This window comes from Roseococcus pinisoli, from assembly GCF_018413645.1.
Taxonomy (GTDB): Bacteria; Pseudomonadota; Alphaproteobacteria; order Acetobacterales; family Acetobacteraceae; genus Roseococcus; species Roseococcus pinisoli.
Genome location: NZ_JAHCDA010000001.1, coordinates 1,259,573 through 1,278,510, shown reverse-complemented (window position 1 = coordinate 1,278,510; position 18,938 = coordinate 1,259,573). Strand labels below are relative to the sequence as shown.

Genomic DNA, 18,938 nt, shown 5'->3' with positions numbered 1-18,938 from the left:
TCCTATTCCGCTGCGTCGGACGGGTAGTCGCGCCTGGCGGTCTTCGTGGCGCCGAGCTCGACGGCGGCATTCTGCTTGGGATCTTGGGCGCTACCGGTGCCAGCGGTGCGGCGCGCGTCGGTGTCCAGGATGACCCCGGCGCCGTCGATCTGCTTGTTCCACGCCGCGATCTCAGCGATTTGCTTTCGCGGGTCGTAGCCAAAGGCGGCCACCTGCTCCTGCCATGTGGAGAAGCCGGCCCGCACGCTCGCTATCGCGGCATCAATCTCCTTCAGCGGGTCGACCATCTCGAAGCGCGGCGGCCCCCACTCACGAGCGTAGCCATCCGGCCGATAGGGCAGCGCACCGGACAGCATCGCTGCCTCGATGAAGGCGTCTGCCACCGGGTCGCAGAGCCGCGGGATGAAGAGCAGCCACTGATCCTGCTCGACCATCCGCCGGAACTCGATCTTGCCCGCCCGGAGGCTGGAATAGTTGGCCTGCCGCAGATCGCCGGTCAGCTGGTCATAGGTGACGCCGAAGCCAGCAGCCGCGGCGTGGAGGTGGTGGAGCGCCAGGGGCTCGAAGGGGCCGGCTGCGCCCGGCTGCAGGAACTTCGGCTCGAGGCCCGGCGGCAGCGTCGCGGCCATGCCGGGGAACAAGTCGAGAGTGAAGGGGCTCTCCTTCGTGCCGGAGCCCGGCGCCTGCTCGCCGAAATCCGCTTCATTGGTGAAGAAGACGCCAAGCATCGCCTCGGTCTTCGCGCGAGCCAGGGCGGCGTCTTCATAGTCGTCGAGCTCGCGCAGGCGCAGCAGCACCGAGGCGGCGTCCGGAACGCCGCGCACCTGGCCGGGCCGGAGGGCGCGAAAGACATGCAGGATCTCCGCCGCCGGCACCCGGTCGAGAGCATCGCTCGTCGTCAGATAGGCGGCGTGCTCGCCGGGATGGCGGCGCCGGAGCCAATAAGCAGCGCGGCGGCCGGTCACATCCATCTCGATGCCGCAGACGACGCGCCGGTCAGCAAAGCGCTGGTCCCGCACGCCGACGGTATCCTCGGGCAGCAGGTCCGCCTCGATCACCTCGACCTGCAGCGGGACCGGTACGCGGCGGGCCGCCATCTGAGCCGGGCTCAGCCGCACGAGGCGAATCAGCGCCTCACCTGCCTCGGCGCGGGCACGGGCGACCTGCTGTTGCTGGGCCTCGAAGGTGAGGAGGCCGGCGGCGTCGCTGACCTTCGTCCAGCGCTCCCAGAGCGCCTGGGCTTGCTCGTCCTCGAAACGCGCCGTGATGCCGTAGCCGACCTGATGGGCGGCCAGGATGGTCACGGCACGCGACGCATAAGGGTTGTCCCGCACCATCTGGCGCGAGCGATTGCGCATCGTCGCCAGAGCCGGCGCCAGCTCCGCATTCGGTCCGCTACCCGTTGCCTTCCAGCCGGTCGTTCGCGGCGTCTGACGGCCGGCGGCATAGGCCGTGATGGCCCCGAGCTGCGCGCGGGCGCGCGCGCGCCGCAGGCCCGCCGCGGGCGAAATCGCCCCGATGGCGCGATCCAGGAGCGTCGGCTTCATCGGATAGCGTTCACCAGGTAGAAGCGGGGGCGAGAAATCGGCCCCGCGTCACCGGCCAGCAGCGCGGCGCGCTCGCGGCGCAGGGCCGCCAGGCGGCTCTGGATATCCGCCGCGCTCTGGTAGGTGACCTCGCGACCATCGGCGAAGCGCACCTTGAGCTCCCCGGTCGAAAGAGCTTTCACGAGGGCGGCGATGCCGGCATCGATATCTTCGGTCGTCATCCTCTTCGCCCCCCTCCGAAAAATGAGCCCGGCCGAGGCCGGAAGTATGTTTGCGCGGCCGGGGCAGGAGCATCGGCGGGCGGCAGCGAAGCCGTCACCACCAATTTGGGCGGGGCCAAGTCCGGGACCGAGACCATGCTGTTCTCGTCCCATGGCGCCGCCCAGCCCGGCGGGCTGGCCCAGTTGATGCGATGCAGGCCATGCAGCCGCGCCAGGGCGTCCGTCATGACCATGAGGTCTGTCACCTCGTTGCGCGCCGAGGCGTTGACCTTTTCCCAGCGGCCGTTCGCTTTCCGGCGCTCCGCCGCCAGCTGCTCGAACCAAACATGCGGCTCTTCTCGGCTCTTCAGCTTGGCCGGAAAATGCACATGGTTCGGACCCGGCAGCGCTACGCCGAGCTGCGACGCAAGGGCGTCCTTCATCAAGTTCGGATTGAAGAAGAGGATCGGCACCTCTCCCCGCGCCCGCGCCGTCCGGTCCTTCCGGGCTGCTTCCGGATAGGCGAGGTTGATCAGCGCCGCGGCGGCCGAGCTTGCGCCCTTCATCGGCACCAACATCCAGCCATCGCGACCGTCGATCCGCCCCGCAATCCGCGCCCGACCTTCCCGCTTTGCGCGGCGCCAAGCGGCGTAGGCATGCTCTGTAACCCCTGCCTGTCCGCCGCTATCGAAGCCGGCGGCGCGGACCCGCATGACCCGCCCGGAATCGTCCGCGAGCGGATAGGCGAGCTCGGCCAGCTTGGTCAGCAGATCGTCCCAATCCGCCGCGCTGGTCGAGGGTGCCGCCGTGATCGGCTGCCAGTCGATGACCCAGGATTCGCCGCCGACGCCCCATCCCCGGGTCAGCAACTCGAAACGATTGCCCTGCGAATCGACAGATGCCGTCAGGAACCGCACGCCCTCCGGCACCACGCCGAGCGACAGCTTGCTCTCCGCACGCTCGACCAGCGCCTGCGCCTCGACCGCGCCGACCTGCTTCTCCGCGCCCTGCGGAATCCCCCAGCCCTTCACCATGATCTCGCGGAAGGGTTTCTCGTCCCCGGTCATCGCCATCTCGCGCCGCGCCTTCTCACGGGCTCGGGCGAGGCCGCCAATGCCGCCCAGGATGAAGGGCGACATCACGCCCAATATCCAGAAACCGGCCGTGCGCGAGCCGATCGGCGTGCCGGTAATGGCGCCATCCTCCGCACATTCTTCGCCTTCGCAGACCCAGCGTCCCGTGCGGTTCATGCCGCGGCGCGCATGGTCGGGAATCACGCATCCATGAACCGGGCATGCGAGCCGCGCCATATCGGCAACCTCATCGAGCGGCGCGTCGACGTCGTAGTCGATCACCATCTGACGCCGCGTCGTGGGGTGCGGGCTGGAATAGCAGCCGCATTCCGGGCACTGCCACCACCAGGTGCGGCGATCGCTGTCCCGATAGACGGACATCACGCCCTGGTTCCAATCGCGCGTCGGGTTCAGGCCCTTGGCACGGTCGGGGTGAGACATCACGAGGATCTTGGAGCCTTCGCCGGCCACCTGGCGGCGGAAGTCCATCAGCACCATGCCGTCGCCCAGGCTTTCGCTCCAGGCGTCGTATTCGTCCGCGACGATGCGCGAGGTGGTCTTGTTCACGAAGTTTCGCGGCGAGGCGCCGAGGAACTCCACCGACATCCGCGCGAAGCGCTTGAAGTGCAGGCTGTTGTCGATCGAGCGTGCCCCGAGCGAGGAGACCATCTCCTGATGTGCCTCGATCATCGGCTCGATGCGCTGCTTCACGTAGGCTTCGACCGCGTCGTCGGTCTGCATGTACCAGAGCATGTCGGCCGCGTCGGCCGCGACGCTCTTGAGGAGCCAGTTCTCGGCTCCGACGTTCTTTCCGGACTGTGCGCAGCCAGGCACAGCCACGGTGAGGAAGCGATCGTCGTCGAGCGCGTCCTGAATGCCCGTGACGTAGGGCGCCTCATCCGCGCCGTACTTCACAAGGCTGCCGGCGCCCGGTCGCTTGATCCAACGCTTGGCCTCGGCGTAGGCGGCCGTGGAGATCTTCTCCGGCGGGAGAAGGGCCTGGAAAACGGCCCGGATTAGATCCCCTGCGTCGGCGTAGGCTGGCGCTTCAAGCAGCGGCATTGGGCTGGTGATAGGAGCCGAGCGCGCGCACAAAGGAGGTGCGCAGCTTGTCCAGTTCCTTACCGATTTCGTCCACCACCGGAGCGGGCAGGTTATGATTTCGGCCGATGCGGGCCGGAAAGCCATCCAAGCTTTGCGACAGGCTGGCAACGGCGGCGTTGAGCGCCATGCGGACATCCGTGACAGGGACGAGGTGCCCGGCCTCTCGTGCCTCCTTCGCCAGGAGCATGCGCGTCTTCACCGCGGCGAGCTGCTGGGCAGGCGTGAGACCAGCGGCCTCCAAGGACGGGTCTTCGTCGAAGGGGAGGCGGAGCTCGCTCAGCAGGTCGGTCCGGCTGGCGGCCTCCTCAGCCTCCTGGGCGCGTGTATCGCGCAGGAACTCGATGACGGCGTCGGCATCGAACTGCCAGGATTCGCCGCTGCGACCCTGACGCTCGATCGGCATATCGGGGTACTTGGCGATGATGCTGGACATCGTCGGCAGCGAGACGCCGAGCAGCTTCGCCAATTCCGCCTTTGTTACCTGAGGCATGCCGGGGCTCCGACAACAAGAAGAACAACACAAACCAATGTTTTCAATATCAACGAGTGCCCGCTTCCGCGCCCTGCCCGCCCGTATACGCCTGAGCCGCAGGAGGGACCCGGACTTTCGCGCAATAATGTTGCGCGAAACGGAGCGGGTCCGGCCGGGCCGATGCCACGCTGCAGCCTTCGCCCGCAGCCAAGGCCGGGCCAACCCGGCCCGCCATGCCGAACATTTTCGTCATGGGGATAAGGGGGCCATCAGGTCGGCACCTGCAGGGCGCGGCGCTGGACGCTGACCTCCTGCTCCTGGCCGAAGAACGTCATGAGCACCTTGACCCGCTCCCCGCCACGATCGGCCTTGAGCAAGGCAGGCTGCGCGAAGAGCGCCTTGTCGAGAAACGAGATCGGCGCGCCGGGCTCGAGGATGATGGGCCGCTCCGCAAGGGCGCCCTCGCCCTCGGGGTCGCCGGTGCCATCGATGGCGCCACCGATCGCCCCGCGGGCCCTGTCGATCAGCCCTTCCACCACGCCGACCGGCATCGGGATGGGCGCCCCAAGCTCCCGGACACCGAGGATGGCGTCGACGTGGTTTCCCTTCTTCCGGATGGCGCCCCAGCCGCCACGCCGCACATCGAAGAGCACGAACAGGTAGCCCGGGAACAGCGGCTCGAGCACGTCGTCGCGGCGAAAGCCTCGGACGATGACGCGCGGCCAATGCACGTCGAAGCCCTCGCGCCGGATGGCGAGCCGCGCTCGCGCCCCCTCCATGGGGCGGTGCTGGATGCAGTACCAGCGGGCGGCGGGGATCTGGAATTGCTTACGCACCGGAGGAGCCTGAGCTTCTTCCGGTGCTTCGGAGCGCCGAGGCGTCTCCGGCAGGGTCGAGGGGTTGGCCAAGCCATGCCGCTCTACGTCTGCTTTCAGCGCGCTGTTTGCCATCGTCACTTCCATCCCGTCAAGCATCTTTCTCGCCCCCATCACGCTGCGTGCTGCTGCGACCGCGCCAGGCGCGGCGGCGGGCCGCGATAGCCGCTCTCTGCCCATGCGCGGTGCTGCCGGTCCAAGTCGGTTTCCTCGTGCCCGTAGAAGGCGGCCGCCGTGCCGCTGCCGCCCGACGCCGCCGCGCCGATCTCGGCCTTCACCTCGTTCCGAAAGAAATTGAGGCTGAACACCTTCGCGGGGTCGAAGCCCTTTTCGCCAGCCTGGCGGTGCACGGCGCGCATGATGATCTCCGGCGTCGCGCCAGCAGCCATCCAATCACGGACCGGTGTCCACACGATGCGCGGGCTCGACAGCCCAAGCTCAGCGACGATCCGTCGAGCCACCTGCTGCCAATCGCCATCGCGCGCGACTGACTGAGTAGTTTCTGACTTAAGAGAAGAACTACTAGTAGTACGAGGCGCCGCGCCCGCCGACGCGGTTTCCCATCGCTGGGTTTCGCTGGGTTTCTCAGGCGTGCCGCCTGCGATGGGATACAGCATCTCGCGCTGTCGCCGTTGGTGCATCTGCTCGGCGGTCTCCCCCTTACGGGGACGCCCACCATGCGAGCCATTATGGCGCGCCACCGCGGCTCGTGCGGCCACGGCACCGAGCGACGGGCACGACAGCCGCCCCTTCTCATCCCGAGCAAGCAGGCCGGATTCGACGAGGGTTTCCAGTTGGGTTTCCACCTCGGAAACCTCCATGGAAACCAAAAGCGAAACCCGACGCGCATCGGCGAACGGAATTGCACCGGCATAGGAGGGCGTGGCCATCAGCTTCACGAGCTGGAAGCACAGCCAGCGCGCGCCACCGGGCAGCGTCTTGAACCAAGGCGTGCCTTCGAGCATCGCCTCGATCCGGTCGCAGGAGCATCGGCTTCCCATCGGTTCGACTTTCGGTTTCTTGGGTTTTCAGCGCCGGCCCGAAGGCCGGAGGAGGCGCATCAGGAACGGGCTGCGCAGGTACGGATCAGCCACGCCACGCTCGAGCAGCCGGAGCTCCAGCAGCATCGCGAGGGCCGTCTCCATCTCACCTCGATGACAGACCACCTGCTCAGAGAGGCGCGCAGCGTCTTCGACGAGGCCGTACCCGGTATGCGCCCGGTCCAGCATGGCGAGGACGAGATAGAGCCACACAGCGCCCACGGTGAGCGGCAGGGAGGCGATCTCCCGATCCTCGACGAGGTGCTGGAGGATGGCGGGCGCGTGGCGCATGGCGGCGGGCGTCATGACGTCACATGCCCAGCGCGCGCAGGTAGAGATCGAGCAGCGTCTGCTGCTCCTCGAATTCGGCCGGCTCCATCTTCCGGACGCGGAGCACCTGGCGCAGCACCTTCACGTCGAAGCCCGCGGATTTGGCCTCTGCGAAGATGTCCTTGATGTCGTCGGCGAGGGCCTTGCGCTCCTCCTCCAGCCGCTCGATGCGCTCGATGAGGGAGCGCAGCCGGTCGGAGGCGATGCCGCCGACATCCTCGCCCTCAGCCAAGGCCTTAGGTCGCGCCATGCTCGCCTCCTATTCCGGCAGGCCGGGAATGGCCGGCTCGCGCGCCTCATCCCGGGGCTGATCGTTGAAAAACCAGGTGCTGGGCCCGTCGAAGCGCAGCCGGACGGGCCCCACGGGCCCCTGGCGCTGCTTCGCGATGATCAGCTCGGCCTTGCCTTCCGCCGCCTCGACGGCGCGGCCCCAGGCGTCCAGGCGCTCATTCCAGGCCTCGGCGCCTTCCTTGGCCTTCCGCTCCGGCTTGTCCTGCAGGAGGTAGTAGTGCTCGCGGTAGAGGAAGGTGACGATGTCCGCCTCCTGCTCGATCTCGCCGGAATCGCGGAGGTCACTCAGCGTCGGGCGCTTGCTGTCCCGCGTCTCCACGCCGCGCGAGAGCTGCGACAGCAGGAAGACAGGGACCTCCAACTCCATCGCGAGATACTTGAGGTCGCGCGCAAGCTCACCGATCTCGATGGTCCGGTTCTTGAAGCCACTGGCGCGCTGGCTGGGCTGCATGCGCCCGAGATAGTCGACGACAATGGCGTCGAGGCCCACGCGCCGCTTCATCAGGCGGGCCTTCTGGCGGATGGAGGCCGCCGTCTGGCGGGAGCTATCATCCCAATGGATGGGGAGCGCGCCGATCCGCCGCGCCGCCATGGCCAGCGCGCGGGCCTCATTGCCGCTCCGGGCAAGCGGCTGCCAGTTGCCCTGCTCATCCTCGCATCCGGCGCGCAGAGCTGCCGTGATGGGCTGGCCCGATGCCGAGGCCACGGCCCGGGCCAACACCTGCTTCGCCAGCATCTCCGCCGAAGCGTAAAAGATGCGGCTGCCCGCCGCAGCCGATCGTGTGGCAATGCCCAACGAGAGAGCGGTCTTGCCCATGGCCGGCCGCGCGCCGCAGAGGATGAGCTGGCCGCCCATCATGCCGCCGGTCATGCGGTCGAAGCCCGCGTAGCCCGTCGTGATGCCCGCCAAACCACCCTTGCGGGCCGCGGCCGCGTCGAAGTTTTCCATCACCTCACGCGCCACGGTGGCGCTATCGCGCGCCTCTCCTCCACCGGAGCCATCGCGCGACAGGTCGGCGAGATCGCTGTCGAGGCCCGACAGGATCGCCGGAGCGCTCAGCTGCGGGTCGTTGCTGAACGCCGCCTCGGCCGCCGCCGCGCATTTGTCGATGATCTCACGCCGGAGCCAGAGCTCGCGGATCTCGCGGGCGTACTCGCCCACGCCGATGATGCTGACCATCGAGCCGAGCAGCCGCCGGACATAGGCCGGGCCACCCGCGTCATCGAGCTCATGGTTGCCCTCGAAGTCCTGGCTGACGGTGACAGCATCCGCCAGACGGCCGCTCTCGATCCGCAGGCGGATGACCTCGAAGATCTTGCCATGCACCTCATCGGCGAAATGGCGCGCCTCGAGCTGCCCCCCGAGCCGGTCATAGGCCTTGTTGTTGGCCAGGAGCCCGCCGAGCAGAGCCTGCTCGGCCTCGAGGTTGGCGGGCGGGAGCCGAAGCGGCGATACGATGGAATGAGCCGGGAAATTCATCGGTTCGGAATTCTCACTTTTGCGTATCGGGGGACGTGCTGGAGGCCGAGCGCGCGCAGCAGACCGGGGCCGGGATCGCGGCGACCGTGGAGCACCTCGGTGATGCTGGAGGGAGCGAGGCCGTAGTGCCTCGCCCAGGCCTTCTGGCCGCCCGCGGCCGCGCAGGCCGACTTGATCAGCGCATAGACTTGCTCGAGGCCCAGGAGCTTGAGGGTCATTCCAGGTCGCTCAGCATCTTCTGGACGGCGCCCTGGGCCTCGACCGCGGCCGTCTCGATATCGCCAAGCTCGTGGGCGAGATGCACCATCTCCTCGCGCGTCAGCTTGCCGTCGGCCATGGCCTCGGCCCAGGCCGCGAAGGCCTCGCCGCACTCCTTGCCGATCTTGGCCATACGGCCCGCCAACTCACCCACCGCCATGGCGACGCGCCGGATCAGGCCGTGCCCAGAGAGGCGCGCGAGCTCGGCCGTGACGAGAGGCTTGCCGGCCACCATCTCGAGCGCCGCGATCACGTCGACCGGCGCGACAAGTGGCTTCTCCATGGAGGTGTAATTCTGCAGCTGCTGCCAGCTGACGCGCACGCCGGGGATGGCGGCGGCAGCCTCGAACCCGCCGCAGAGCTGGACGAGCTGCAGGGTCAGGGCCTTGAAGATCCGCTGTTGCGGCGTGAGCTCAACGTGGCCGCTCATGAGCGAGGCCCTCCAGGACGCGTTGTAGGGTTCAAGGTGCGGAGGACCTGCAGGTGCGTCAGGGTCTGCGCATGGCGATCACGCATGATGCATGCCTCCAGATGTGGCAGGCTCAGCCTCCAAGTCAGAGGACGAGGAACACCTATGGCCATCGCCATCGCCTGGTTGCCCGAGGCGACCTATGCCGAGTTTCGGAAAGCTCAGGTCGACGCCAACAATCTCCCGATCACATGGATCGAGTGGAAAACCCGCATCGAAAAGCAGCTGTCGCAATTCCCCGCCAGCAGCCTTGTCCGCGTCGAGATCAAACTCGAGGAGCTGCAGGCATTCTGCGCGGAGACAGGACGCCGCATGGACCGGGACGGCAGGGCGACCTTTGCCGCCGCCGTTGCCAGTGGCTGGAAGCGCCAGACGACACACTGAGGCAAGGAGCCGGCCAGCCATCATGCGGCCTCGCTGGGCTGGATCAGTTGATGAGCAAGGTGATTCGCCGCAGGCCCCGAAAGGCTCTGCTGGAATTCAACCCGACCGTCCCGCAGGATGGTCATAACCTTCGATCCATCAGGTCTCGTCGCAACCTCAATCGTGGTGAACGAGAGTGCGCCGATGGTGACGCTGCCGGGGCGAAGGTCGAAATGAGGGAGAGATATAGACGTGCTGGGACTATCCGACATTCTTGCGGTCCTCGATCGCTGGCCTACCTGGAAGGCCCTGAAAGAAGCCCCCGCGCGCATCGAGGCGCTCGAGAAACGGCTGTCTGCGCTGGAGGCGAGCCCCACCAATCCGGAGACTGTGTGCCCGGTGGATGGGACGCAGATGAAGTGGGAGGGCGAGGTGCCAAGCCGACACTTCGGCGTCTTTGGTCAGATGGACGAGACGTGGCGTTGCCCGGCCTGCGGTTTGGCGCGCATCGTGCAGCGCAAGCCTGGATAGGCGCATCACGCCGGCTCGTTGGGCTGGGCAACTGCCAGCGAGATCTGTGCCATCGCCGCGGGGAAGAGGTCGTTGGGCAACACTTCCCCGCCAGTCGCACGGACGATAGCCGCGACCAAAGAGGCCTCCGGCGCGGTTTCGCCCCGGCAAAGTCGGCTGATGGTGGACGAAGCGACGCCCACCCTTGCGGCGAAGGCCATGCGAGTCTCTCGATGATTGGCCAGGTAATCGGCGAGGGTCATGGAGATAGGTTGCACACAATGCACCCTAAACGCAAGAGTCAGGTTGCATTGAAGGCCGCCGCAATTGGGTGCGGCAAATGCAACAATGCGGCATGAATTCTATTCGCCAAATTCGGGTGAAGGCCGGCCTCAAGCAGGCCGAGGTGATCCGCGACAGCGGTCTCGATAAGAGCAGCGTGTACCGCTACGAAAAAGGCGATATCCCGCTCTTCAACGAAGGGGCGATCGCTATCTTCGGTGCGATGGGCTACCGAACTGAGGACGAAATCCTCGGCGCCTTATCCGGATCGGTCGCGCCTCTCATTGGTTACGTGGGAGCAGGGGCCGTCGTTATCCCGGTCGAAGACGACCGAGAAGTCGTCGACACACCCCCTGGCCTGATCGAGCCCTTCGCGGTGCGCGTGAGGGGCACATCCATGGTGCCCGCCTACCGGGATGGCGACGTTTTGATTTGCGATGTGCAGCCAGTGACCAGCCGAGAGATCCTGAACAAGGACTGCGTCGTGCTAACCATCGATGGGCGTCGGCTGGTTAAGAAAGTCCTGCCTGGCGCTGGCTCAGCCGTTCAACTATTGAGCTACGAAACACAAGAGGCGGAGCAGAATGTTTACCTGCAAAGCGCCGCGATCGTGCGTTGGGTGAAGAGGGGCTGACATGACGGGCGAAGTCGAGACTTACCTGAGGGCGCGGGCCGCCTACCTGAAGGCTGCGGAAAAGGCTGAGGCGAGCGGCGAGAGCATCAAAAAGATTGGCGAAGCTCTGGAACGCCTGCACACAAAAATCACAGTCATCAATCCAGGTGAAGAACGGGCACCGAGCACGTCCAATTTCTACGATTGCCAGATCGAACGTGATTCCTGGCCCCCGATCGACGAAGTCCTGCATATATCGGAAGCCTACCATGCCGCGCATACGGCCATGAGCGACGCATGGAAGGCCATCCCGCCGCCTGACCGGGATGGTGTTGAGGCGCCTGGTGCTGTCAAAACGCGCCGCCAGCGCCAGCGCTCGCGGTACTAGTCCCGAGAAGGCACGTACGACCCATCGCTGGAAAAACTCAGGCGGCCGCCTGCGCCCGTTGGGATGCGGATGCGCATGATCTCGCCGGTCGTGCGCTCGTGGATCTGACCAACGGCCGTTAATAGCGCGATGATCAGTTGGCGCTCCGTAAACTCGGGGCGGACATGGGCCGCGTCCTCCATCTGAGGGAGGCCCGCCCTCTTCGCCAGAAATTCCATCCACTCCAAGGCACGACCGAGCTTCGCCTCGATTGCATCCAACCTCGCTTCAACATCCGCCATCAATGCACCCTCTGCCCTAAGTTACAAACTTCTACATGACATAAGGTGCGTTGTATGCACCTTTTTCTCTTGCGCTTAGGATGCATCCAATGCAACCTCCATCGCACACGCCGATGGAGGGCCGCATGGCCAGCAAGCAGCACTACGACGTCGCCCTGCGCCTGGGTGATCTGACCCACTCTTCACTGGCCCTCTCGGCCGATGACACCGAGCAGGCCGAGCGCCTGGCGCGCATCGATGCCCACCGGACGAGCGGCGGCGGGCCTGGCAATTGGGAGATCGTTTCTCTCGATCGGGTGCCGGCCCCGGTGCGGCGGGCCGCCTGATGGGCCAGCTCCCCTTGACCTGCGCCGACCAGGGCGACCTGCCGCGCTGGATCTCCGTTGTCGCGTGGCTCACCGACATCGCCGCGCTGGTCCTCATCGTGTGGGCGCTCCGCGTGTGGGAGCTCTTCGCGTGAGCGCCGCCAACGCAGCCCGCCCCGCGCTCGACCTCCCGCCGACCACGACGGACCTCGAGCGCCTGGCCGAGCGCATCCTCGGCATGCCGGGCCTCACGCCGGACGATCTCCTTGTCGCGGCTGACGCCATGGCCGAGGCGATCCGAGAGGCCCCCTCCAACGCCGACCTGCGGCGCCTGCGCAGCAGCGAAGCGCGGCTCCGCCTGCGCGCCAAGGCCTGCGGCGTGCCGGGCCAGCTGCAGGCCGCGGCGCTGCTGCGCGTCTGCCCGGTCACCGCCGGTTCGGTCGGCATGCTGCGCGCGGCACTACCCGGCTCCTGCCGCGCCTGGGGCTGGTCGCCGCTCCTCAACGCCATCGAGGCCGCGGCCGCCGCGCAGGAGCGTGGAGCATGATCGGCGCGGCCGTTCTGCCCCGCATGGCGCTCGCGCTGCGGCTGCTGGCCTGGCCCGCCGGCCGCATCGCGCCGCCGCCTGCCATCGCCTTCCCGGCGCCCGCGCCCCCGACCGCCATCGAGGATGACCTCGGCGAGCTGCGCTACCTGATCACGTCGCGCGGCGTGCAGCCGGTGCGCCTGGGCCGCGGTGAGCGCGAGCGGCACGGCTATCGCGAGGTCCGCGCCTACAACATCGCCGACGACGGCCGGCCGGTGCTGGTGCCGCGCTGGCGCCGCGTGGAGAGCCTGCACCCGACGGTCGACGCCGCGCGCGTCGCCTATGTCCGGGTCTATGAGCGCAGCTGCACGCATTTCCGCGGGACCACGCGGCGCGCGGTGCAGACGAGCCTGCTCGACCTCGCGCCTGGCTCCGGCCCGCGTCGCCGGCCTCTCGCCCAGGGCGCCATCGCCCTCGGCCTCGCCTACGCCCTCACCTGGGGCCTCGATCTCCTCGAATGGAGCATGCACCCATGATGCCCTCCTTGGCGGCGCAGCTGGAGCGCGCCCTCACCGACGTCGAGCAGCTGCAGACGAGCCTGCACGCGGCCCACGGCATGCTTCGGGAGGCCAGGGCGCGACTGACCCTGCACATGCTTAGCAGATGCGCGGGGGCGCCTCTGAAGCTGAGCACTGACCAGGCACTACTCGACCGGATCGACCGCCTGCTGCCGCGCGTCGCCGGCGCCAACGTCGCGGCCGATCGTGATGAGGACGAGCTGGACCGGGCCGCCGCCGCGGTTGCGGAGGCCATCGTCACCGCGCCCGAGGACGAGGATCGGCAAGAGGCCGCTGCCTGCGCCGCAGCCTCCGCCATCGCGGCCGTCCCGCGGCTCGAGCGCAAGGGCAACCGGGGCAGACTGCCCTCCACCTGGACCGACGAGCGCCTGCGGCTGCTCGACGCCGAGGGCCACAACATCAGCCAGCACGGCAAGGATCTGCTCGCGCGCGTCAATGCGCTGGAGGGCCCGCCCTGCGCGAGCGTCGGCGCGATGCGCGTCAAGTATCGGCTGCGTCTGGACGCGGGCCTCATCAAGCCTCCCACGGCGCCCGCAGCCAAGCCGGCGCCCGCCAAGCCGTCCACCATCCCCGAGGAGGACAAGGCCGAGGCGCGCCAGATGATCCAGCAGGGCCGCGGCGCGCTCGACCTGGTGGCCTGGTTCGGCTGGGACCTCAGCGAGGCCCAGGATTTCGCCGAGGCAGTCCGCGCCGAGCCCAGGAAGAGCGCGGCGTGATGGCGGACGACATGGACCGCGCCGCCGAGCTCACCGAGCTCCAGACGGCTGCCCACATCGCCGCGGCTCGCCCCGCGAGCGGCCCGGGCTCCCGCTACTGCGTCGATTGCGACGTCGAGATCCCGCAGCGCCGGCGCGACAAGCATCCGTCGGCGATTCGCTGCGTCCCCTGCCAGGAAACCATGGAGGCCCCGCGTGTCCGATAAGCAGTCCTTCGCGATCCAGGCCGGCGCGCTGCGCGCCGCCTTTGCCCGTGCCGTCGCGGTGACGGAACGCCGCAATACCATCCCCATCCTCGCCCACCTCCATCTCGAGGCGAAGGATGGCGTGCTGACGGTGCGGGCCACCGACCTCGAGATCCGGATCAGCATCGAGGCCAAGGGCGACGGTGACCTGCCGCCCATCACGGCCAGCGCCGCGCGCCTCGCCGCCCTGCTGCCGCACATCCGCGAGGAGCAGACAGTGACGCTCACGCGGGCCAAAGGCGGCCAGCTGGAGCTGGCGGCGGGCACGATGCGCGTGCAGCTCTTCGCGCTGGAGGTCGAGGATTTCCCGACTGAGGCTGCCCCTGCCTGGGCCGCGAAATGGACCGTGCCCGCCGGCGACCTCCGCGCCCTGCTTGATCGGACGATGCACGCGGTCAGCACCGAGGAGACGCGCTATTACCTGAACGGCATCTACCTCCACCCGCCGCACGATGACGAGGCGCGGAACCTGCGCGCCGCCTCGACGGATGGGCATCGATTGATGCTCGCCGAGATACCGCTGCCGGCGGGCGACATGCCTCTCGCGGGCATCCTACCCCGCAAGACCGCGAACATCCTGCGCGCCATGCTGGCGCAGCTGCCGCCGGGCCGGCCGGTCGAGGCCCGCCAGACCGATTCGCGCATCGAGTTTCAGGCGGGCAGCTGGACCTTCAACAGCAAGCTCATCGACGGGACGTTCCCCGACTATCGCCGCGTGATGCCGGCCGACGGCTTAGGCGAGGCGCTGCAGATCCTGGACCCGCGCCGGATGATGGAGGCGATCCAGTCGGTATCGGCCATCAGTGACGAGCGCAGTCGCCCCATCAGGGTCACCAATGGGAGCGGGCTGGCGGTCACGCTGCATTGCCGCCAGCCGGAAAACGGGGAGGCTCAGCTCGATGTTCCGGCTGAGGTCGCCGCGTGGGCCAGCAACGGTGCGCACCCCGAATTCGGCGTGCAGGCCCGCTATCTGCTGGACACCTTGCGCGTCTTTCGCGGGGGCGAAGGGCTGACCTTCCGCGTGGAGGACGGCCGGGCGCCGATCCGCGTCACCGGCGCCGAAGGCGTGGCCGTGCTCATGCCGATGAGGGTGTGACCATGCTGACCCTCTCGATCAAACAGCCCTGGGCCTGGCTCATCGCCAACGGCCACAAGGACATCGAAAACCGCGACTGGAAGACGCAGCTGCGCGGCCGCATCCTCATCCACGCCGGCAAGAAGCATGACGGCTCGCCCGCCGATTGGGACTGGCCCGACATCGCCCGGCCCGACCATCTCGACTATGGCGGCATCGTCGGCGAGGCCGAGATCGTCGACTGCGTGGACGCGTCGGCCTCGCCCTGGTTCACCGGCCCCTACGGCTTCGTGATCCGCAACGCGCGGCCGCTGCCCTTCCGGCCGTATCGTGGGCAGCTGGGCTTTTTCCAGGTTCCCCGCGCATGAGCGCCGCGCATAACGCCGCCCGGCGGCCGCGCAGGATCTCGCCCGAGCGGCTGCCCGAGAACCTCCGCCTGAATCTGCGCATCGGCGCGGATGCCCCGGCTGGGCTGGTCGGGCCCTGCTGGCACTGGATCGGCCGCCTGAACCGCAACGGCTATGGCCGCGCCTGGCACAAGGGCCGCGAGCCCGTGGCGCATCGCGCGGTCTATGAGGAGCTGGTCGGCCCTATCGCGCCCGGCCTCGTCCTCGACCATCGTTGCCGCACGCGCTGCTGCTGCAATCCGGCGCACCTCGAGGCGGTGACGGCGCGGACCAACACGCATCGCGGCGAGGCCGTCTTGTTCGGCGCGCGACGGCCGATCGGAGCGACCGCATGAGCCCGCTCGCGACGCCCTGGGACGGCGCGCCGGTAAAGCCGGAGAACACCTACGTGGCCCGCTTTATCGCCGCCGCGCTGACGCGGGCATGTGAACTGCCTGACTACACGTCGCCGGACGATCAGCCCGATATGCTCGGGCTGACCTGCGACGAATTCGTCCAGGTCCTGGAGGAGACGTTCGAGGAGTTTCCCGTCCGCACCGACGCCGACCTCGGCGCCGCGTGGATCAACGGGCGAGATGCGGCCGAGGAGTGCTTTTGGACGCTCCCGGCGACTGCGCCTGCCGAAGCCATCGCCATGGCACCCGAGGAGTATGGGCGCAGACGCGATGCTGCCCGACTGGCCGCACTGCAAGCCCTCACCCCGCCGCCCGACCTCGGCGCGGCGCTGGCCACCGCGCTGGAGCAGGCGCGCGGGGAGGCGTATGCGGCGGCACCTGACGCCTCCGATCCCACCGAGCGGTTTATCCGCGACATGGCGGCCGAGTTGCGGCGCGCCCGCGCGAAGTTCCCGGGCGACCGGATCATGACCATCGCTCTCGCGGAAGAGTTCGGGGAGTTGTGCAAGGCCATGCTGGAGGAGAGCGCGGAAGCGGTCTGGAAGGAGGCGGTGCAGACTGCCGTTATGGCGGCCCGCGTCGCGATCGACGGCGACAGTTCGGTCGATGAGTGGCGCGCCGCGAAGGGGCTGGACAACCACCGCGCCCGCACGCCCGCGACCGGAGGGCAGGCCGATGGCGGATGAGCGGCAGATGGGCGGCGTCCTGCGCCGCCTGGAAACGCGCGTGGCGGGTTGGATTTCCCGCCGCGCGGAAGATCGCCTGATGGAGCGCTTCGGGGGCATCCAGCGCTGCCCCTGGTGCCGTCAGTTCGCCCAGACGCAGCCCGGATGGTCATTCCGCCCCTGGGATGATGACGCGTCGCTTGACGTGCTGACGTGCGGCGTTTGCCGCGGAACCAGCGTGTGGCTTTTCGGTATGGGAATGCACGCGATGGGGCCTCTCGACCCGCCTCGCCCTGACCCGGAATTCCCCAATTATGTGGAGCGTACCCGCGCCCTCGCCGCGCAGGCCGAGGGAGGGGCGTGATGAAGATCACCGTCCTCAACGCCACCATCGTCGATCTGGGCCGCGTGCCCGGCCTCGTCGAGCAGTACAGGGAGGCGGGGTACGCAGATGGGAGCCGGGCACGGCAGCGAGACTGCGCGATCTATAGCCGCGGGTTAGCTGATCCTCGGAGCGCCGCGGTTTGGGGCGGTCCGAGCCATATCCGGGTCGCGTTCCCGCTACAGGAGGAGCCACCCCATGGTTGACCCCGCCACCATCGCGCGCGGGCTCAGCCCGGCGCAGGCCAAGGCGCTGTTGTGGCTGCCGGAGGATGGCTGTGTGCGGCTGCTCGATTGGGGGGCCGACAAGGAGATGGGTAACGCGCTCTACGAGCTTTGGCAGATGGGTTGCGTCGCCAACGTTGTCGTTTCCGCTGTCGAATGCGGCGGCCACGGGCTTCGCTCCCTCGGCCTCGCCGTCCGGGCTGCCCTCCAGCGCACGGAGGCGGGCGATGGCGGGTGATGCGGTGAGGGACACCTGCCTAAGCGAGGCATCGCCAGCGGAGATGCGGGAGTGGGAGGATCTGACGTCCCGCGCTCGCGAGCTGGACGAGCGGCGCAAATCAGTCACAGCGCGTCTCAACGTGCTGCGTCAGCGGCTCTGCCAACGCAGACTCGCCCGCGAGCGCGGCCAGCCTTTCATGGCCAGGAAGCCCAGGCTCGGCCAGCAACGGCGCGAGCGCGCGGGAGGTGACGACGATGGGTGATACCCTGCCCTACTGGCCGCGTGCGCTCCGGGAGCCGCTGGCCGCCGCCTACGTCGGGCTCTCGGGCAGCACGTTCCGCCAAGTGGTGGTGCCGGCGGTGCCAGCCGTCAGGCTCACCACCGGCCGAGTGGCGTGGCTCCGTGAGGATCTGGACGCGTGGCTGGACAAGCTCAAGCCGCCCGCGCTTGACTCACACCGCCTCGCTGCGGACGCTCCGCACCCGGAGATACCTAATGTCAGAGACGCCATCGCCGCCGGGCTCGCCGCCCTCTCGTCCAAAAGGCGTGCGCGGGGTTCGCGCGCGGCGGGCTGACGGAACCGAGGCCGTCTACTGGTATTGCCGGGTAACCGGCGCACGCCTCCCTGACATCGCCGACCCAGCATTCTCCGCGGCGCTTGCCGCGGCCCGGGGGGTATCGAGTGCGCGCTACGCCGAGGGCACAATCGGCGCCCTGATCGCAGACTGGCGGCGCTCCCGCGAATGGGCCGAGACATCCAGCAACACACGGACCAACCGTGATCGATACCTGGCCGCAATTGAGGTACCGGCCTGGAGTGCGCGAGCCGCGGTGGACTTGGCTCCGGCGGAGATGCGCCGCCTGCGGGCGGATCTCCTCGATATGCGCGACGCCATCGCGCACGCGCGCGGCCCCGGGGCTGCCACAGTATTTGGCCAGTCCGTCGCCGCCCTATTCGCCTGGGCGGTCGATCGCGGCCGCATGGCCATGTCGCCGCTTACGCGGCTGCGATCACTCCCCGGGGGGCACATACCAGCCTGGACGGAGGCCGATGCTCGACACGCCATGCAGGCATGGCCAGAGCCCGTGCGCCGCGCCGTCGTGCTCGCCTACCATCTCGGGCAGCGGAAGGGCGATTTGAGCCGGCTACTATGGGACGCCTACGACGAGGCCGCGGGGGTCATTACGCTCCAGCCGGAAAAGACGCGCCGCTATCGCGAGGCGGCCGGCAAGCCTCCCCTTCGGCTGATCGTCCCGGCCGCCCTGGCTTGGGAAATGCGGCGCTGGCGGGCGGAGGCGCCTACGGCTACGCATATCCTGACCCGGGCAGACGGTCGCGAGTGGACCAAAATGGCGCTCTCCACCGCCGTCCGCGCAATGCTCCGCGCCGAAGGCTGGCCCACCAAACGGGGTCTGCACGGGCTTCGGCGTCTCCGCGCGCAGATGCTCCTCGAGGCGGGGAACGGCGATGGCGAGATAGCTGCCGCGCAGGGATGGGACTCGTTGCGGACCGTTCACCTCTATACGGAAGGGGCGGACCAAGAGAAGATGGCGCGCGCCGCCGTCGGCCGACTGGAAAAGGCCGCGTCAAAAGCCGTCAAAAACCGCAGGTAACTCATTGGAA

At 68.2% G+C, this 18,938-nt stretch carries 31 protein-coding genes; 18 read left to right on the top strand and 13 right to left on the bottom strand.

Annotation, left to right across the window (positions count from 1 at the left end):
• Positions 1-2: 2 nt before the first annotated feature.
• From KHU32_RS06240 to KHU32_RS06190, 11 genes are all read right to left on the bottom strand, one after another.
• On the bottom strand, positions 3-1,547 hold the full coding sequence (locus KHU32_RS06240; protein ID WP_213669141.1) for a phage portal protein: 1,545 nt from the start codon (positions 1,545-1,547) through the stop codon (positions 3-5).
• Complete coding sequence (locus KHU32_RS06235) at positions 1,544-1,768, bottom strand: phage head-tail joining protein (RefSeq protein ID WP_213669140.1); 225 nt, start codon at positions 1,766-1,768, stop codon at positions 1,544-1,546. The genes KHU32_RS06240 and KHU32_RS06235 overlap by 4 nt, the downstream gene beginning before the upstream one ends.
• Positions 1,765-3,882 (bottom strand): terminase gpA endonuclease subunit, encoded by a 2,118-nt coding sequence (locus KHU32_RS06230; protein WP_213669139.1) that lies wholly within the window; start codon positions 3,880-3,882, stop codon positions 1,765-1,767. The genes KHU32_RS06235 and KHU32_RS06230 overlap by 4 nt, the downstream gene beginning before the upstream one ends.
• Positions 3,869-4,390: a hypothetical protein gene (locus KHU32_RS06225; protein ID WP_213669138.1), complete on the bottom strand. Its 522-nt coding sequence runs from the start codon at positions 4,388-4,390 to the stop codon at positions 3,869-3,871. Before KHU32_RS06225 ends, KHU32_RS06230 begins: the two co-directional genes overlap by 14 nt.
• Positions 4,391-4,665: 275 nt before the next feature.
• Entirely contained in the window at positions 4,666-5,370 is a 705-nt protein-coding gene (locus KHU32_RS06220) for a transcription termination/antitermination NusG family protein (protein ID WP_213669137.1), read from the bottom strand.
• Positions 5,371-5,384: 14 nt separating this feature from the next.
• A complete protein-coding gene (locus KHU32_RS06215; protein ID WP_213669136.1) occupies positions 5,385-6,236 on the bottom strand; it encodes a hypothetical protein in 852 nt (283 codons plus the stop codon).
• 63 nt (positions 6,237-6,299) lie between these two features.
• Positions 6,300-6,617 carry a hypothetical protein gene (locus tag KHU32_RS06210; RefSeq protein WP_213669135.1) on the bottom strand — a complete coding sequence of 106 codons (318 nt, stop codon included), beginning with the start codon at positions 6,615-6,617 and terminating at the stop codon, positions 6,300-6,302.
• Between the two features lie 4 nt (positions 6,618-6,621).
• The gene (locus tag KHU32_RS06205) at positions 6,622-6,891 is read right to left on the bottom strand and encodes a DUF2312 domain-containing protein (RefSeq protein ID WP_213669134.1); all 270 of its coding nucleotides are present in this window, start codon (positions 6,889-6,891) and stop codon (positions 6,622-6,624) included.
• A gap of 9 nt (positions 6,892-6,900) precedes the next feature.
• The gene (locus KHU32_RS06200) at positions 6,901-8,412 is read right to left on the bottom strand and encodes a replicative DNA helicase (protein ID WP_213669133.1); all 1,512 of its coding nucleotides are present in this window, start codon (positions 8,410-8,412) and stop codon (positions 6,901-6,903) included.
• On the bottom strand, positions 8,409-8,630 hold the full coding sequence (locus tag KHU32_RS06195) for a helix-turn-helix domain-containing protein (RefSeq protein ID WP_213669132.1): 222 nt from the start codon (positions 8,628-8,630) through the stop codon (positions 8,409-8,411). Before KHU32_RS06195 ends, KHU32_RS06200 begins: the two co-directional genes overlap by 4 nt.
• Positions 8,627-9,100, bottom strand: a complete 474-nt coding sequence (locus KHU32_RS06190; RefSeq protein ID WP_213669131.1) for a hypothetical protein — start codon at positions 9,098-9,100, stop codon at positions 8,627-8,629. The genes KHU32_RS06195 and KHU32_RS06190 overlap by 4 nt, the downstream gene beginning before the upstream one ends.
• A gap of 144 nt (positions 9,101-9,244) precedes the next feature.
• Between KHU32_RS06190 and KHU32_RS06185 the strand changes: the two genes are divergently transcribed.
• Together KHU32_RS06185 and KHU32_RS06180 are read left to right on the top strand one after the other, a co-directional pair.
• Entirely contained in the window at positions 9,245-9,523 is a 279-nt protein-coding gene (locus KHU32_RS06185) for a hypothetical protein (protein ID WP_213669130.1), read from the top strand.
• Between the two features lie 231 nt (positions 9,524-9,754).
• Positions 9,755-10,033 carry a hypothetical protein gene (locus KHU32_RS06180; RefSeq protein WP_213669129.1) on the top strand — a complete coding sequence of 93 codons (279 nt, stop codon included), beginning with the start codon at positions 9,755-9,757 and terminating at the stop codon, positions 10,031-10,033.
• Positions 10,034-10,038: 5 nt separating this feature from the next.
• On the opposite strand, the gene KHU32_RS06175 is transcribed toward KHU32_RS06180, so the two are convergent.
• On the bottom strand, positions 10,039-10,275 hold the full coding sequence (locus KHU32_RS06175) for a helix-turn-helix domain-containing protein (RefSeq protein WP_213669128.1): 237 nt from the start codon (positions 10,273-10,275) through the stop codon (positions 10,039-10,041).
• Positions 10,276-10,367: 92 nt separating this feature from the next.
• Between KHU32_RS06175 and KHU32_RS06170 the strand changes: the two genes are divergently transcribed.
• The gene (locus tag KHU32_RS06170; protein WP_213669127.1) at positions 10,368-10,928 is read left to right on the top strand and encodes a S24 family peptidase; all 561 of its coding nucleotides are present in this window, start codon (positions 10,368-10,370) and stop codon (positions 10,926-10,928) included.
• Position 10,929: 1 nt separating this feature from the next.
• Positions 10,930-11,295 (top strand): hypothetical protein, encoded by a 366-nt coding sequence (locus tag KHU32_RS06165; RefSeq protein WP_213669126.1) that lies wholly within the window; start codon positions 10,930-10,932, stop codon positions 11,293-11,295.
• On the opposite strand, the gene KHU32_RS06160 is transcribed toward KHU32_RS06165, so the two are convergent.
• Positions 11,292-11,576, bottom strand: a complete 285-nt coding sequence (locus KHU32_RS06160; protein WP_213669125.1) for a hypothetical protein — start codon at positions 11,574-11,576, stop codon at positions 11,292-11,294. The two genes, KHU32_RS06165 and KHU32_RS06160, sit on opposite strands and share 4 nt — an antisense overlap.
• A gap of 125 nt (positions 11,577-11,701) precedes the next feature.
• Here KHU32_RS06160 and KHU32_RS06155 point away from each other — a divergent pair, with 125 nt between their 5' ends.
• The 14 genes from KHU32_RS06155 to KHU32_RS06095 all read left to right on the top strand — a co-directional run bounded on the left by KHU32_RS06155 (position 11,702) and on the right by KHU32_RS06095 (position 18,928).
• Positions 11,702-11,902 (top strand): hypothetical protein, encoded by a 201-nt coding sequence (locus tag KHU32_RS06155; protein ID WP_213669124.1) that lies wholly within the window; start codon positions 11,702-11,704, stop codon positions 11,900-11,902.
• Positions 11,902-12,036, top strand: a complete 135-nt coding sequence (locus KHU32_RS23290) for a hypothetical protein (RefSeq protein ID WP_283771012.1) — start codon at positions 11,902-11,904, stop codon at positions 12,034-12,036. Before KHU32_RS06155 ends, KHU32_RS23290 begins: the two co-directional genes overlap by 1 nt.
• Positions 12,033-12,428 (top strand): hypothetical protein, encoded by a 396-nt coding sequence (locus tag KHU32_RS06150; protein WP_213669123.1) that lies wholly within the window; start codon positions 12,033-12,035, stop codon positions 12,426-12,428. The genes KHU32_RS23290 and KHU32_RS06150 overlap by 4 nt, the downstream gene beginning before the upstream one ends.
• On the top strand, positions 12,425-12,943 hold the full coding sequence (locus KHU32_RS06145; RefSeq protein WP_213669122.1) for a hypothetical protein: 519 nt from the start codon (positions 12,425-12,427) through the stop codon (positions 12,941-12,943). Before KHU32_RS06150 ends, KHU32_RS06145 begins: the two co-directional genes overlap by 4 nt.
• Positions 12,940-13,701 carry a hypothetical protein gene (locus tag KHU32_RS06140; protein WP_213669121.1) on the top strand — a complete coding sequence of 254 codons (762 nt, stop codon included), beginning with the start codon at positions 12,940-12,942 and terminating at the stop codon, positions 13,699-13,701. The genes KHU32_RS06145 and KHU32_RS06140 overlap by 4 nt, the downstream gene beginning before the upstream one ends.
• Positions 13,701-13,907, top strand: a complete 207-nt coding sequence (locus KHU32_RS06135) for a TraR/DksA C4-type zinc finger protein (RefSeq protein WP_213669120.1) — start codon at positions 13,701-13,703, stop codon at positions 13,905-13,907. The genes KHU32_RS06140 and KHU32_RS06135 overlap by 1 nt, the downstream gene beginning before the upstream one ends.
• Complete coding sequence (dnaN, locus tag KHU32_RS06130) at positions 13,897-15,042, top strand: DNA polymerase III subunit beta (RefSeq protein WP_213669119.1); 1,146 nt, start codon at positions 13,897-13,899, stop codon at positions 15,040-15,042. The genes KHU32_RS06135 and dnaN overlap by 11 nt, the downstream gene beginning before the upstream one ends.
• 2 nt (positions 15,043-15,044) lie before the next feature.
• Entirely contained in the window at positions 15,045-15,389 is a 345-nt protein-coding gene (locus KHU32_RS06125) for an ASCH domain-containing protein (protein ID WP_213669118.1), read from the top strand.
• Positions 15,386-15,763, top strand: a complete 378-nt coding sequence (locus KHU32_RS06120; protein WP_213669117.1) for an HNH endonuclease signature motif containing protein — start codon at positions 15,386-15,388, stop codon at positions 15,761-15,763. Before KHU32_RS06125 ends, KHU32_RS06120 begins: the two co-directional genes overlap by 4 nt.
• Positions 15,760-16,509, top strand: coding sequence for a hypothetical protein (locus KHU32_RS06115; protein WP_213669116.1), 750 nt, complete (start codon positions 15,760-15,762; stop codon positions 16,507-16,509). Before KHU32_RS06120 ends, KHU32_RS06115 begins: the two co-directional genes overlap by 4 nt.
• Positions 16,499-16,852: a hypothetical protein gene (locus KHU32_RS06110; RefSeq protein WP_213669115.1), complete on the top strand. Its 354-nt coding sequence runs from the start codon at positions 16,499-16,501 to the stop codon at positions 16,850-16,852. Before KHU32_RS06115 ends, KHU32_RS06110 begins: the two co-directional genes overlap by 11 nt.
• Positions 16,853-17,068: 216 nt before the next feature.
• On the top strand, positions 17,069-17,332 hold the full coding sequence (locus KHU32_RS06105; protein WP_213669114.1) for a hypothetical protein: 264 nt from the start codon (positions 17,069-17,071) through the stop codon (positions 17,330-17,332).
• A 236-nt stretch (positions 17,333-17,568) separates the two neighbouring features.
• Positions 17,569-17,889: a helix-turn-helix transcriptional regulator gene (locus tag KHU32_RS06100; RefSeq protein ID WP_213669113.1), complete on the top strand. Its 321-nt coding sequence runs from the start codon at positions 17,569-17,571 to the stop codon at positions 17,887-17,889.
• A gap of 307 nt (positions 17,890-18,196) precedes the next feature.
• On the top strand, positions 18,197-18,928 hold the full coding sequence (locus KHU32_RS06095) for a tyrosine-type recombinase/integrase (RefSeq protein ID WP_213669112.1): 732 nt from the start codon (positions 18,197-18,199) through the stop codon (positions 18,926-18,928).
• Positions 18,929-18,938 lie beyond the last annotated feature (10 nt).

What these genes read in the sequence shown, in the direction of transcription:
- KHU32_RS06200 (WP_213669133.1), bottom strand. Translation starts at nt 8,412, where the DNA reads ATGAATTTCCCGGCTCATTCCATCGTATCGCCGCTTCGGCTCCCGCCC.
- KHU32_RS06220 (WP_213669137.1), bottom strand. Translation starts at nt 5,370, where the DNA reads ATGCTTGACGGGATGGAAGTGACGATGGCAAACAGCGCGCTGAAAGCA.
- KHU32_RS06165 (WP_213669126.1), top strand. Translation starts at nt 10,930, where the DNA reads ATGACGGGCGAAGTCGAGACTTACCTGAGGGCGCGGGCCGCCTACCTG.
- KHU32_RS06125 (WP_213669118.1), top strand. Translation starts at nt 15,045, where the DNA reads ATGCTGACCCTCTCGATCAAACAGCCCTGGGCCTGGCTCATCGCCAAC.
- KHU32_RS06095 (WP_213669112.1), top strand. Translation starts at nt 18,197, where the DNA reads ATGCGCGACGCCATCGCGCACGCGCGCGGCCCCGGGGCTGCCACAGTA.
- KHU32_RS06110 (WP_213669115.1), top strand. Translation starts at nt 16,499, where the DNA reads ATGGCGGATGAGCGGCAGATGGGCGGCGTCCTGCGCCGCCTGGAAACG.
- KHU32_RS06175 (WP_213669128.1), bottom strand. Translation starts at nt 10,275, where the DNA reads ATGACCCTCGCCGATTACCTGGCCAATCATCGAGAGACTCGCATGGCC.
- KHU32_RS06185 (WP_213669130.1), top strand. Translation starts at nt 9,245, where the DNA reads ATGGCCATCGCCATCGCCTGGTTGCCCGAGGCGACCTATGCCGAGTTT.
- KHU32_RS06105 (WP_213669114.1), top strand. Translation starts at nt 17,069, where the DNA reads ATGGTTGACCCCGCCACCATCGCGCGCGGGCTCAGCCCGGCGCAGGCC.
- KHU32_RS06170 (WP_213669127.1), top strand. Translation starts at nt 10,368, where the DNA reads ATGAATTCTATTCGCCAAATTCGGGTGAAGGCCGGCCTCAAGCAGGCC.
- KHU32_RS06160 (WP_213669125.1), bottom strand. Translation starts at nt 11,576, where the DNA reads ATGGCGGATGTTGAAGCGAGGTTGGATGCAATCGAGGCGAAGCTCGGT.
- KHU32_RS06215 (WP_213669136.1), bottom strand. Translation starts at nt 6,236, where the DNA reads ATGCTCGAAGGCACGCCTTGGTTCAAGACGCTGCCCGGTGGCGCGCGC.
- KHU32_RS06240 (WP_213669141.1), bottom strand. Translation starts at nt 1,547, where the DNA reads ATGAAGCCGACGCTCCTGGATCGCGCCATCGGGGCGATTTCGCCCGCG.
- KHU32_RS06210 (WP_213669135.1), bottom strand. Translation starts at nt 6,617, where the DNA reads ATGACGCCCGCCGCCATGCGCCACGCGCCCGCCATCCTCCAGCACCTC.
- KHU32_RS06155 (WP_213669124.1), top strand. Translation starts at nt 11,702, where the DNA reads ATGGCCAGCAAGCAGCACTACGACGTCGCCCTGCGCCTGGGTGATCTG.
- KHU32_RS06120 (WP_213669117.1), top strand. Translation starts at nt 15,386, where the DNA reads ATGAGCGCCGCGCATAACGCCGCCCGGCGGCCGCGCAGGATCTCGCCC.
- KHU32_RS06115 (WP_213669116.1), top strand. Translation starts at nt 15,760, where the DNA reads ATGAGCCCGCTCGCGACGCCCTGGGACGGCGCGCCGGTAAAGCCGGAG.
- KHU32_RS06195 (WP_213669132.1), bottom strand. Translation starts at nt 8,630, where the DNA reads ATGACCCTCAAGCTCCTGGGCCTCGAGCAAGTCTATGCGCTGATCAAG.
- KHU32_RS06135 (WP_213669120.1), top strand. Translation starts at nt 13,701, where the DNA reads ATGGCGGACGACATGGACCGCGCCGCCGAGCTCACCGAGCTCCAGACG.
- KHU32_RS06190 (WP_213669131.1), bottom strand. Translation starts at nt 9,100, where the DNA reads ATGAGCGGCCACGTTGAGCTCACGCCGCAACAGCGGATCTTCAAGGCC.
- KHU32_RS23290 (WP_283771012.1), top strand. Translation starts at nt 11,902, where the DNA reads ATGGGCCAGCTCCCCTTGACCTGCGCCGACCAGGGCGACCTGCCGCGC.
- KHU32_RS06145 (WP_213669122.1), top strand. Translation starts at nt 12,425, where the DNA reads ATGATCGGCGCGGCCGTTCTGCCCCGCATGGCGCTCGCGCTGCGGCTG.
- KHU32_RS06230 (WP_213669139.1), bottom strand. Translation starts at nt 3,882, where the DNA reads ATGCCGCTGCTTGAAGCGCCAGCCTACGCCGACGCAGGGGATCTAATC.
- KHU32_RS06100 (WP_213669113.1), top strand. Translation starts at nt 17,569, where the DNA reads ATGGGTGATACCCTGCCCTACTGGCCGCGTGCGCTCCGGGAGCCGCTG.
- KHU32_RS06235 (WP_213669140.1), bottom strand. Translation starts at nt 1,768, where the DNA reads ATGACGACCGAAGATATCGATGCCGGCATCGCCGCCCTCGTGAAAGCT.
- KHU32_RS06140 (WP_213669121.1), top strand. Translation starts at nt 12,940, where the DNA reads ATGATGCCCTCCTTGGCGGCGCAGCTGGAGCGCGCCCTCACCGACGTC.
- KHU32_RS06205 (WP_213669134.1), bottom strand. Translation starts at nt 6,891, where the DNA reads ATGGCGCGACCTAAGGCCTTGGCTGAGGGCGAGGATGTCGGCGGCATC.